The organism is Nocardia grenadensis NBRC 108939 (assembly GCF_001613445.1).
Taxonomy (GTDB): domain Bacteria; phylum Actinomycetota; class Actinomycetes; order Mycobacteriales; family Mycobacteriaceae; genus Nocardia; species Nocardia grenadensis.
On sequence record NZ_BDCJ01000025.1, the window covers coordinates 143,787 to 155,478 of the forward strand.

Annotated in this window: 12 protein-coding genes; 5 read left to right on the forward strand and 7 right to left on the reverse strand. The window is 68.4% G+C overall.

Translation table 11 applies throughout. The features are described 5' to 3' along the window. The first annotated feature begins 266 nt into the window (after positions 1-266). Complete coding sequence (locus tag NGR01S_RS25055) at positions 267-692, forward strand: SdpI family protein (RefSeq protein ID WP_063040951.1); 426 nt, start codon at positions 267-269, stop codon at positions 690-692. A 5-nt stretch (positions 693-697) separates the two neighbouring features. Here the strand turns inward: NGR01S_RS25055 and ggh are convergent, their stop codons facing one another. Further along, complete coding sequence (gene ggh, locus NGR01S_RS25060) at positions 698-2,035, reverse strand: glucosylglycerate hydrolase (RefSeq protein ID WP_063040953.1); 1,338 nt, start codon at positions 2,033-2,035, stop codon at positions 698-700. 231 nt (positions 2,036-2,266) lie between these two features. On the opposite strand from ggh, the gene NGR01S_RS25065 reads away from it, so the two are divergent. Continuing rightward, positions 2,267-2,968 carry an SDR family oxidoreductase gene (locus NGR01S_RS25065; protein WP_063040955.1) on the forward strand — a complete coding sequence of 234 codons (702 nt, stop codon included), beginning with the start codon at positions 2,267-2,269 and terminating at the stop codon, positions 2,966-2,968. Between the two features lie 204 nt (positions 2,969-3,172). Here NGR01S_RS25065 and NGR01S_RS25070 read toward each other — a convergent pair whose 3' ends face one another. Next, on the reverse strand, positions 3,173-3,469 hold the full coding sequence (locus NGR01S_RS25070) for a hypothetical protein (protein ID WP_063040957.1): 297 nt from the start codon (positions 3,467-3,469) through the stop codon (positions 3,173-3,175). A gap of 378 nt (positions 3,470-3,847) precedes the next feature. Here NGR01S_RS25070 and NGR01S_RS25075 point away from each other — a divergent pair, with 378 nt between their 5' ends. After that, the gene (locus NGR01S_RS25075) at positions 3,848-4,498 is read left to right on the forward strand and encodes a DUF8020 domain-containing protein (RefSeq protein WP_063040959.1); all 651 of its coding nucleotides are present in this window, start codon (positions 3,848-3,850) and stop codon (positions 4,496-4,498) included. Between the two features lie 117 nt (positions 4,499-4,615). Here the strand turns inward: NGR01S_RS25075 and NGR01S_RS25080 are convergent, their stop codons facing one another. Then, a complete protein-coding gene (locus NGR01S_RS25080; protein WP_063040961.1) occupies positions 4,616-5,410 on the reverse strand; it encodes an LLM class F420-dependent oxidoreductase in 795 nt (264 codons plus the stop codon). A gap of 256 nt (positions 5,411-5,666) precedes the next feature. Here NGR01S_RS25080 and NGR01S_RS25085 point away from each other — a divergent pair, with 256 nt between their 5' ends. Next, a complete protein-coding gene (locus NGR01S_RS25085) occupies positions 5,667-6,494 on the forward strand; it encodes an alpha/beta fold hydrolase (protein WP_063040964.1) in 828 nt (275 codons plus the stop codon). A 71-nt stretch (positions 6,495-6,565) separates the two neighbouring features. Continuing rightward, entirely contained in the window at positions 6,566-7,540 is a 975-nt protein-coding gene (locus NGR01S_RS25090; RefSeq protein WP_063040966.1) for a hypothetical protein, read from the forward strand. Positions 7,541-7,772: 232 nt separating this feature from the next. On the opposite strand, the gene NGR01S_RS25095 is transcribed toward NGR01S_RS25090, so the two are convergent. The 4 genes from NGR01S_RS25095 to NGR01S_RS25110 are packed head-to-tail and all read right to left on the reverse strand — an operon-like array spanning position 7,773 to position 11,675. Then, on the reverse strand, positions 7,773-9,209 hold the full coding sequence (locus NGR01S_RS25095) for an MmgE/PrpD family protein (protein ID WP_063040968.1): 1,437 nt from the start codon (positions 9,207-9,209) through the stop codon (positions 7,773-7,775). Beyond that, positions 9,206-10,045: a cyclase family protein gene (locus NGR01S_RS25100; RefSeq protein WP_063040970.1), complete on the reverse strand. Its 840-nt coding sequence runs from the start codon at positions 10,043-10,045 to the stop codon at positions 9,206-9,208. The genes NGR01S_RS25095 and NGR01S_RS25100 overlap by 4 nt, the downstream gene beginning before the upstream one ends. Beyond that, positions 10,042-10,884: an HpcH/HpaI aldolase/citrate lyase family protein gene (locus tag NGR01S_RS25105; RefSeq protein ID WP_063040972.1), complete on the reverse strand. Its 843-nt coding sequence runs from the start codon at positions 10,882-10,884 to the stop codon at positions 10,042-10,044. The genes NGR01S_RS25100 and NGR01S_RS25105 overlap by 4 nt, the downstream gene beginning before the upstream one ends. After that, positions 10,881-11,675, reverse strand: a complete 795-nt coding sequence (locus tag NGR01S_RS25110) for an IclR family transcriptional regulator (RefSeq protein ID WP_063040974.1) — start codon at positions 11,673-11,675, stop codon at positions 10,881-10,883. The genes NGR01S_RS25105 and NGR01S_RS25110 overlap by 4 nt, the downstream gene beginning before the upstream one ends. Positions 11,676-11,692: the final 17 nt, after the last annotated feature.

Consider the following 11,692-nt stretch of genomic DNA (forward strand, 5'->3'; position numbering starts at 1 on the left):
GTAGGGAGGCGAGCCCTCGGACGGTTTATCTCCATGGTCGGGGCCTGCCCCCGATTCTGGACCGACGGAGCGAAGAAGCGCAGCGACTGAGCGTGTGCGGTCGTCCGTCCATGGATCGGCGACCATTGAGCACTTACAGTGACGTGAACCCACCCACGCTGGTCGAGGCGCACGACAGCCTGCACCTTCCGTCTGTTCCGGACGGTCTACCTCAGTGGTCGGGGCCCGCCGCAGGCGGGGCCAAATAACACAGCTAGGCTCGTCTGGTGTTCGTTGTCGCAATTCTCCTGTTCGTCCTGGCCGTGGTGGCCCTGACGACGGGTGTGCTCGGCCTCATCGGCCGTCTGCCCGGCAACCGCTATATCGGTGTCCACACCGAGGCCGCGCTGCGGGACGAGACCGCGTTCCGGGCCGCCAACCGGGTGGCCGCGCCCACCCTGATCATCTCTGCCGCGTTGCTGTCCGCGGGCGGCCTGGTGGTCATGGCCGCCGGCGGCTTCACCGGCGTCTTGGTGGCGGTGGGTGTGCTGGTCATCGCACTGTTCACCCTCGGTGCGGGGGCGAACGCCGGTGCCCGGGCGGCCGCGGCGATCGCACCGCCGCCGGAACCGGCCGAAGGTTGCGGAGGGTCCTGTGGCGGCTGCTCGCTCAAGGAGATGTGCGAACCGGCGGCCGGTTCCCAACCGGTCTGATCCGGTCAGCCCAGCCAATCCAGTACCGACGCGGCCGTCCACGACTGCTGCATACTGCCCAGCGGTTCCCCGGTGAACGGTTCGTAGTATTCGGCGAAACTGCCGTCGCTGGCCTGGCGCAGCGCTTCGGCCCGCAGCATGAACGAGCGTTCCGCCCAGCCGCGGTGGGCGAACACCCAGGAGAACAGCCAGCTCATCACCGGCCACACCGGGCCGCGCCAGTATTCGCGCGGCCGGAAATCCTTGGACACCGGCGAGGTGGAGGGCGGTAGCGCGTATCGCAGGTCCGGGTGGCCGCAGAAGCGGGGGCCCTCGAACAGGCGCAGTAGGTTGCGTTCGGTGGCCCGCGGCAGGCCGCCGCTGATCAGCGGCGCGAACATGGCCAGGGTCTCGGTGGTGATCCAGCGCTCCAGGCGGGTGTCGTAGTCGCGCGCCGCACCGGTGCGGGCATCGGTGGTGGCGATCACCCCGGCGCGGAACCGGTCGGCCCAGCCGAAGAGTTCGCGGATATCGGATTTGGCCTGGTGGTATTCCTCACCTATCTGTCCGAGGACCTCACAGGCCAGGGCGAAGATCGCGGTGACGAACACGTCCTCGACCGCGAAGTCCATCGTCGAACTGAGGGCGTCGTCGTCGTAGCGGGCGCGGCGCATCTGCTCCACCAGCCACAGATACCTGTCGTATTCGCGGTCGGTGGGCCGCTGGGTGGGGTCGGCGACGACGAGAACGTCCTCGCGCCGGTAGGGCGGCAGATCCCCGGGCACCACGTGCTCGTAGGCCCGGTCCCAGCGCGGAGAGTTGTCCATCCCCGATTCCCAGCCGTGGTAGAGCGTGATGCGCCCGCTGCCCAGGGGGTCGCGGGCGTGCGCCAGCCAGCGATGCCAGCGCACCAGATCGGCCCAGCGCCGATTGAGGAATTCTTCGGCGACCGCGCGGGTGCTGCGACCGTGCCGGCGCGAGTGGTCCAGGATCCGCTGGACGGCGATGGCGTGGACCGGCGGCTGGGTGATCCCGGAGGTATCCGGACCGTCGGGCGCGTTGGCGGCCAGCAGCCGGCATTCCCAGCGGGCCGGGCCGGGGAAGTAACCGTCCACTCCGTTGGCGAAGACGATATGGGGGATCATGCCGTTCTTCCACTGCGCAGAGAGCAGGGTGTCGAGCTCGATCACCGCGCGTTCCACGCTCAGCGGCGCCAGCCCCACCGCGACGAACGCCGCGTCCCAGCTCCACATATGCGGATAAAGGCGGGGCGCGGCGCTGGTCATGGTTCCCAAATCGTTGCCGCGCAGCAGATAGGCCGCGCGGGCGGCGAGCTGCGTGGGAGTGAAACCTGGGTGTGCCATCTCTATATCTTGCTGGTTCGGGCCGGGTGCACGCTTCCTCGGTGCGTGTGATCGCAATATCTACCGAGCTACGGTTTCGCTCCGGTGTGCGGCATATTTCGTATGCGCTACACGAACTCGCCCTCGCGCAGCGCCCGCGGCCGTGGTGCGGTGTGGCACGCTGTCCGGCGGACCGCCCGGCCACGCAGTGGACCGGTGGCGCGGCGGGGTGACGATACGAGGAGTGGCGATATGCAGCAGGAAGCCGACCGGGCACCCGGCGAGCGGCGGGTAGCGCTGGTCACCGGCGCCGGACGTGGGCTGGGCGCGGCGGTCGCCCGGGAGCTGGCGGCGGACCACCGGCTGCTGCTCGGCGCGCGCACCCCGGCCGGTCTGGAATCGATCCTGGCCGAGTTGCCCGGGGCCACCGGGTGGCCGGTGGAGCTCACCGATTACCCGGCGGTGGCGGCCGCGACGGAGTCGATCGACCGGCTGGACGTACTGGTCCACAATGCGGGTATCGCCGAGTTGGGCACCATCGCGGAATCCTCGGTGCGGCAGTGGCGCGAAACGCTCGAGGCCAACCTGATCGCCGTCGCGGAACTGACCCGCCTGCTGCTGCCGGCCCTGCGGGCGGCGGGCGGCCATGTGGTGCTCGTCAATTCGGGGGCGGGTCTGCGTGCCAATGCCGGCTGGGCCTCGTACGCGGCCAGCAAGTTCGGTCTGCGGGCGTTCGGCGATGCCCTGCGGCTGGAGGAGCCGACGCTGCGGGTGACCTCGATTCATCCGGGCCGTATCGATACCGATATGCAGCGCGCGATCATCGCCGGAGAGGGCCGGGCCTACGAACCGGACCAGTTCCTGCGTCCGGAGACGGTCGCTCGCGCCATCCGGACCGCGATCGATACCCCGCGCGACGCCCATCCCACCGAGATCGTGCTGCGCCCCTGGTGAACGCGGCTGCTCGCCGGCCCGATCGGCTGGTCCTGCGCCCCTGGCCCCCGGTTCCACGCGGTGTATCGGCGAAGTGGCGTTACGGCCGGCCGTGGCAGCTCGGTCGCGATCCGCGACGTGCGGGACGAAGTCGTCCGGCGGCTCCGACCCCCGGGATCGGCGGGCGCGCACCCGCGCCCGCCGATCCCGGCCGCGAACGCGTGGTCAGTGCTCGTCGTAGTGTCCGTCGTGGGCGGCGTGCCGGTGCCCGTCGTGGATGTAGTCGACGTGATCACCGTGCGGCACCGCGACATGCCCGCAGCCCTCACCGTGGACATGGTTGTGCGCGGTGACCTCGGTGTGCCCGTGGGTTTCACACTCGTCGAAGTGCCCCTCGTGCGCTCGGTGCAGGTGTCCGTCGTGGACATAGTCGACGTGATCACCGTGCGGGACCGCGACATGACCGCAGTCCGGCCCGTGTACATGCGTGTGGTCGGTATGCTGATCGTGTGCCGTTGTCATCGGTGTTCCCTCTTTTCTCGGAGCGGTTGCTCGGCTCGAAACGGTCACCTGGAACTACGCACTGAAATACATTACCAAGTGCGCATCAATGCAGGTAGCCACTGATGTGCCGAGCCCCGACGAGACGGCGATTCGCGGGAGCTTTTCCGCTTTCCCCGCTATAGCGAAACTTTATAAATACCCGAATCATCCTATCTTCAAACAGATTTGGGGAATTTCTGGCACGGTTTTCATGTCTTTCGGATACCAACCGCGTAACGTCGATGTGGTTCGAAACCGCCGGGCGGCAGCGTTTATGCCCGGCGGTCGATAGCTGCGCGAAGTTCTGGCTGGTTAATCCACTGGCAACACCGTGATGAAGATCGGACACAAGACCTCATGATGATCCGCAAGATCGTTGCGGCGGTAGTGCCGCTGCTCGCCACCACCACTGTGGGCGCGGCAGTCGTGCACGCGGAACCCGCGACCCCCGAGATCGGCTACCACGCCGAGCTCATCGGTAACAGGGTGGTCACCACTCTCACCAACGGGACATTCGAGATCGACGGCGAAACAGTCGAGATCCTGGACAAGTCGGGCGCCACCGTGATGGCATTGCCGCTCGCGGTCCGCGAGGGTGCCACCGAGTACCCGCTCCCGCACGCGGTGCGCGACGAGGGCCGGGTGCTCGAGCTGACGGCGGTCAAGGATGTCGCCGCGGCCCGGCCCGCCGCACAGCCGGTGGCCTCACCGCAGGAGAACCTCGCGGCCCAGGACAACTTCACCTCCCAGCTCGGTCTCGCCACCGCCATCGGCGGCTTCGTCGGTACCGCACTCGGCGCGGTCGTCGGACTGGCCGCGTGGGCCGGTGGGCCGGTGACCGGCATACCTGGAATCGTCACCGCGGCCGCTCTCGGCGGCATCATCGGGACCCTCGTCGTCGGCGGACCGACGCTGATCATCGCGGGCATCGACCTGATCAACACCCTGGTCGCTGCCCCCGGCACCACGCAGTGGGCGCCGCGTCAGCAGGTTCAGTCGGCGAACTGAACTCCCCTCCCCTCGACGGATCGGTGAACACGGGTCGGTGACCCGATCCGCTCGGCATACGAAACCCCACGGGTCCGGTCTGCGACGGCAGACCGGACCCGTTTTCCGTGCCGGTGGTCAGGCGATACCGCTGACCGGTGCCGGGTTGATCTCGTCGCGCCAGGCAATGGCCTCGCGGACCTGGGACAGCTCATAGTCCGGGCCGGTGATGCCGACCGTGAACAGGGTGGCCCCGGCCTTCAGGTAGTCCGGCGCCTGCGCCGTGCCCGGCCAGGACACCGAGCGCTCGATCCGGTCGGTATCGGTACCCACCCGCGCACAATGCTCGTCGAGAACCTGACTCTTGTGGGTGAACACGTCCAGCTCGCCGAAGCTGTGCCAGATATGGGCGTACTCGGCCACCAGGCGCAGCGTTTTCTTCTCCCCGCCGCCGCCGATGAGCACCGGGATCTCACGTACCGGCTGCGGGTTCAGTTTCGCCAGCCGGCCGGTGATGCGGGGCAGGTATTCCTTGAGCAGGTTCAGGCGGCTGCCCGCGGTACCGAAGTCGTACCCGTACTCGTCGTAGTCGCGCTCGAACCACCCCGATCCGATACCGAGGATGAGCCGGCCGCCACTGATCCGGTCCACGGTGCGGGCCATATCGGCGAGTAGATCCGGATTGCGGTAGCCGCCGCCGGTGACCAGCGCGCCGATCTCCACCCGTTCGGTCTGTTCGGCGAAGGCGCCGAGCATGGTCCAGCATTCGTAGTGCGCGCCGTCGGGGTCCCCGGACAGCGGGAAGAAGTGGTCCCAGTTGAAGACGATGTCCACACCCGCGTCCTCGGCCCGCAATACGGCGTCGCGGATGAGTCCGTAATCGGGCGCGTGCTGGGGCTGGAGTTGGACTCCGATCCGAACTGGTCGGCTCATCTTGTTTGACTCCTCGTCGTCGGGTTGTCTCCCGACCCCGAGGCTACCGGGGCCGGGTAGGCTGGGCCGTACGGAAACAGCGGCCGCGGACCGATCGGCTACGTGGGTATCGGTGCCGATTCCGGACGCGCATGGATTTCGTAACGGAGTGATACAGCCCCTTTTCCACACCGTTTCGTCGGTAGCATTTCGGACGGCGTCTCGTTGTCACGGCCCGCTCCCGGTCGGCGAATCACGCACAGAAGGAGGCTCCGCCATGCCTGTGTGCACGACACGCGACAAAGTGAACATCTTCTACAAGGATTGGGGTAGTGGCCGCCCGGTCGTATTCATCCACGGCTGGCCGTTGAACGCCGACGCCTGGGAAGACCAGATGAAATTCGTCGCCGACAACGGGTACCGCGGTATCGCCCACGACCGGCGCGGGCACGGCCGCTCGGATCAGCCGTGGGACGGTTACGATTTCGATACCTTCGCCGACGACCTGAACGATCTGCTGACGAGCCTCGATGTCCAGGACGCGACGCTGGTGGCACACAGTATGGGTGGCGGTGAGCTCGCCCGCTATATCGGCCGGCACGGCACCGGGCGAGTACATTCCGCGGTACTGCTCTCGGCCATCCCGCCGCTGATGAGCAGGACCGAGAGCAACCCCGAAGGTGTGCCGGACGAGGTTTTCGACCAGATCAAATCCGGGATCCTCGCCGAGCGTTCGCAATTCTGGAAGGACACATCGGAAGGTTTCTTCAGCGCGAATCGCCCGGGCAACAAAGTGACCCAGGGAAATCGCGACGCGTTCTGGTTCATGGGTATGCAGGAGAGCATCCAGGCCGGAGTGAAATGCGTGGACGCGTTCGCGTACACCGATTTCACCGAGGATCTGAAGAAGTTCGATATCCCCACGCTGATCGTGCACGGGGACGACGATCAAGTGGTGCCGATCGATGCGACCGGGCGTAAAACCGCCGAGATCATTCCGGATTCGACCTTGAAGGTGTATGAGGGCGGCTCGCACGGCATCGCCCTCGTCCCGGGGGACAAGGAGAAGTTCAACGCCGACCTGCTGGAGTTCCTCGACCGCTGATACGCCGACCTGCCGGGCACCGGGCAGTCGAAGCGGTCCCGGCCCCGGGCGGGGATTGCCATAATGAGCGTGTGTACCGCAGAATCGCCGACACATTCGTGGATATCGGGCACCGGATCATGTACTCGGGCAAGATGGTCGGCGACTGTCTCGATCGCGATATCAGGAATGTCAGCAGCGGTCTGCCAGGGCACGGCGGCACCCTGCCCCGGGCAGACGAGCAGGGCTCGGACCTCATCGGTGGGATCGCCGCCGATACCGATTTCTACTCCGGCCTGCGCGCATGGAACGAAAGCAGCGACCCCTACACGCTGCGTTCGGGGCTGGACAGTGGCCGGATCAAGTTCCACGACTTCTACAAGTACGTGGAGCACAACGAGTTGCCGGAACATATCGGCCCACTGACATCGGAAGGGTCTGATTGGACCATCAATCGCGCGTGGGGGCGCGCGATAGCCGCCAAGCGAGACCATCTCCACGAACAGGGGATAGCGGGGCGGGACTTCTCCCAGGCCATGTGGAAGTGGCAGGACGATATGGAACGCCAGGCCCGCGAGCTGGACGGCGAGCTCGATTTCCCGGCCGAGACAAGAAGTCGCGAGCCGCATTTCGGGAGGCTCTACCGGGGCGACTCCCGGCCCAAGGAAACGATCTTCGAGGAAGGCTTCCGACCACGCAGCACGATCGACGAACCGACGTGGTCGTGGACCGGTCACGACGGTCCGGGCGCGGATGACCGGGTATGTACTTCGCGAGCCCCGGCTCAGGCCGCCCGCTTCCCACTCGGTGACGACGGCGAAACGTTCGTGGTCCGAGATACGCGGAACGCTCACGATCGAGGAGAGGACGGCAAGGGAGCCCGAGAGCAGCTCGTGGTGGTCGATGGTGGGATACCGGCGGACAAGGTCGAGGGCGTGCTGATCGATCGGCACGACCCCGACAAGGGCTTCATCCCCAACCCGAACTTCCGGCCAGAGGAACCGACACCGGTCAGGCCTCCGCGCGAGGACAGCGGCTGGGACAACATGGTCGTCGAACCATCGTGATCGACGTTCTGATGCCGCAGGCGGGCCCGGCCGGTACTCGGCGACGATCTCGCCCCGGCGCGCGCACCCGTCGACATCTCCCGGAAACGGCACGGTCGTCGTAGTCCTCTCGTATCGAGGATTACGACGACCGCGCGAACCCACGTTCGAGGGCTCTTCCGTTTTCCTGCGACGAAGACCGGCGGCCCGGTTCACGACGCGACCCGATCGCGCGTCGCCGGATCGGGAAGGATCAGCCCCGGACGAGTGACATGAGACCGTCCAGCGATCCGGCCGACGGCAGGGCGAGCGCGCGCTCGGCGACCGTCCCCGCCTGCACCGCGGAGAGGTGGCCTTCCACGTTCAGATCGAACTTCAGTGTGAGTTCGTCGTCGGAGAGCGGGTTCGCCGGGCCGCCGCGGTTGTGGTCGATACGCGCCTCGTGCCACTGCCCGTCACGGGTGCGCACCCGCAGCACGGCCGGGAACTGATGCGGGTAGATCTCGTCGCAGCGGGCGTCGGCGTGGGCGACCACGAGCGCGGCCAACTCCAGCGTGCGCGGATCGCGCGCCGCTTCGTCGGTGAAGTCGGCATGGCCCACACCCAGGCCGGAACCGCCCAGCAGCGACCGGGCCACCGTGAACGGCCCGGAGAAGGCCGCGTGATAGCCCGACTCCGGGGCAGCCTTGGCGGCGGGCGGTTCGGCAATGGTGCGCAGCACCGGTGTCGGCACGCCGAGGTCGATCTCCACGATCGCGTCCGGATCGACGCCGTCCGCTCGCAGCGCGCGGGCGGCATCGATACCGGCGTGGGTGAAGTGGTTGCACGGGTACGGCTTGAAGAAGATCCCGGGTAGTTCCCAGTGCTCGCCCAGCCGGTCCACGACCTTGGCCGTATCCGCGCGGTCCCCGCAGAAGGCGTGCAGGAATCCGAACCGGCCCTCGATCACGGTGGGCGGTCCGGTGAGCCCGTGCCGGGCGAATTCCGCCGCGGTGACCCCCGAATGCGCGGCCCACCCGCAGTGCGCGCGCTTCACCGTGCCGCCGGTCCGGTTGGCCTCCAGCAGTCCGGCACCGAAGCTGGCGGCGATACCCATCGCGTCCGCGATACCTTCGGTGTCGAGGTCGTAGAGCATGGCCGCCGCGGCGGCGGAGCCGACGGCGCCGCAGATGGACGTCGCGTGCTGGCCGCGTTCGAAGAATTCGGAATTACCCAGCTCTTCGTCGTAGCCGCCCATGCCCAGGCGCACCGCGATCTCGATACCCACGCCCGCCGCGTCCAGGACCGCGGCGCCGGACGCGCCGGTGGCCTCACCGACCGCGAGAGCGGCCGGGACCACGGATGCCGACGGATGCAGTACCGACGGCAGATGGGTGTCGTCGGAGTCCATCGAATGCGCGAGAGTGCCATTCACCAGCGCGGCGGTGGCGGCGGGGAACCGTTCCCCGGTGCCGATACCGGTGGCCGCGGCGGCGCCGGCCCAGCCGCGTGCCACGGCCGTGACGGCCCGGGCCGACGGCTGTCCCTGGGCGGCGAGGGAGTTGCCGAATACATCGAGGACGCGGCGCGCAACGTCCTTGCGGAGTTCGGCGGTGAGCCCGGTGGCGCGGGTATCCGCGGCGAGCGCGGCGAGCCGACCGACCACGGTACCGGTGAGGTCGTGGCGGGCGGCGGGGGCGGCGGCGGTCACTTGGCCACCACCGCGACCGGGCGCACCGGCGAACCGGTACCGCCGGTGATACGTAGCGGTGCCATCACGAAGGTGAACTCGGTCAGGCCGCGGGCGCTCGCGTCCTCCAGGTTCAGGTGCTCGATGATGTGGATGCCGTTCTCCACCAGCAACACCCGGTGCACCGGCAACACACTGTGCCCCTTACCGGGCGGAATGTGTTCGAAGGCGGTGGTATCCGCGCCCGCGGCCACGATCCCGGCGGCGGCCAGCCACTGCGCCGCGCCCACATCGGCGCCCGGCACCCCGTCCTGCTGGCCGAGGTAGCGCTGGGCGTCGTCGAAATGCCGGGCCCAGCCGGTACGGATGAGAACGACATCTCCGCGCCGCGGCGCCACCCCGGCCGCGTCGGCGGCGTCGCGCAGATCCTGTTCGGTGACGGCCTGGCCGGCCTCGAGGGCTGCCACGCCGCGCACCCGCGGCACGTCCAGCAGCAGTCCGCGCCGGAGCATGAAGGGGATCGTTTCCGCGCCCAACTGCGAGAACCGCCCACCGCGCTGTGCTTCCTCGGCATCGATATCGCCGTGCAGTTTGCCGCAGTGGCTGACATGGGACAGGGCGTCGACATGAGTGCCGACGTGCCCGCCGGTCACGATGATCTCGTTGGACGCCGATCCGCCGTCCGGGCGGACCATATCCCCGTGCCGGCGGATCAGGGTCATCCGGAACCCGGGGTGGTTGGGCGAGCAGGGCATTCCCGTCGTATACGGATGCCCGAGCTCGACGACGTCGACATCGCTGCTCACCACGGCGTGCAACAGCGCGTCCGGCACGGCGGAAACGGTCTGTTCGGTCATGCTTTCACTCCTCGTACTGCGGTGGCCTCTGCCCGGTCGAGCACCACGCGGGCGTTCGCGACGACGGCGGGGTCGATGAATCTGCCGTTCTCGTCGAGAACCGCGGATTCCCCCGCCGCCTGGGACGCGGCCGCGCACTCCACGATTCGCCGGGCTCGGCTCTGTTCCTCCGGCGACGGTGTAAAGGCCTGGTTGACGATGCCGATCTGATTGGGATGGATGACCGAACGCCCGAAGAAGCCCTGGGCCCGGCCGGTGCGTGAGGTCTCCGCCAGTCCCGCCGAATCCTCGACCGCGGTCCAGACGCTTTGGACCGGTGAGGACAGTCCGGCGGCCCGCGCCGCGGTGACGATCCAGCCGCGCGCCCACGCCAGGCCGTCGGCTTCGGTGCGCAGGTCGGCGGCCAGATCCGCTTCGCCCAGCGCGATCCCGGTGACCCGCGGATGACATTTCGCGATTGCGGGCGCCGCGAGCAGGCCCGCGGCGGATTCGATGATGGCGTGCACCTGGCAGGTGAGCCGGTCGGTCGTGGCCGCCACCGATTCGGGCGTTTCGGCCTTGGGCAGCCGTACCCCCGAGGGCGGGGTCTGCGCGGTGGCCAGTCCGGCGAGCTCGTTGTCCAGCCAGGACGACCCGATGGCATTGAGCCGCAACCAGATCCGACGCTCCGGTGGCGCCGTGCGCAGGGCGGCGAGGGCATTGGCCAGTGCGCGTTCCTTCGCGTGGACCGGTACGGCGTCCTCCAGGTCGATCACCACGGCGTCGGCGGCGCTGCCGATCGCCTTGCCGATCCGGTCGTCGCGGTGTCCGGGCACGTAGAGCCAGCTGCGCGGGGTCATTTCGCCTCCACCGCGACGGGAGCCGGCGCCCGATGGCCCAGTGCTCGCGAAACCCGCTGCGCCGCCTCGACCAGTGCGCTCTCGTGGCGATCGCACGCTTCCTCGGTCATCCGGTAGCTCGGTCCGCAGACCGAGACCGAGCCGATCACCGCTCCGTCGGCCCCGAACACCGGGGCGGCGATCGAACCCGCGCCCTCCTGGCGTTCGCCGGTCGACCGGCACACTCCCCGTTCCCGCGCCTCCCGCAACGCCGCGCGCAGCGACGCGGGGTCGACGATCGTGGTGGCGGTCAGCCGGGGCAGCGGTCGCGACAGCACATCGTCCTGTTCCTCCTCGGAGAGGTACGCCAGGATGATGCGCCCCGACGAGCCGCTGTGCAGGTCGAACCGGCGACCCAGCTCGACGGTCATCTTGATTTCCTGAGTACTCTCGACCTGATCGAGGTAGACGCGACCTCCTGGTAACCGGCCGGTGACGGTCGCCGTCTCGCCGGTGGCGCGCTGCAGGTCCACCAGGGCCTCGCGGGCCATCCGCCGCAGCGGGGATACGTCCAGTGCGCGGGCGCCGAGCGTCGCCGCCGCCGGGCCGAGCAGGTACCGGCGGGTCGTGGGCTCGTAGAGCAGCAGACCGCATTCGACGAAGGTCGTCAGGATGCGGTGGGCGACCGCCTTCGACATACCGGTCGAGCGGGCGATCTCCGAGACGCCGAGCGCGCTCGACCGGCGGCCGAACTCGAGCAGCACATCGGCTGCCCGGGCGGCAGACGTGGTGCCTCCACTGGAGGACTCCATCGTGGCTCCGTTTCTGC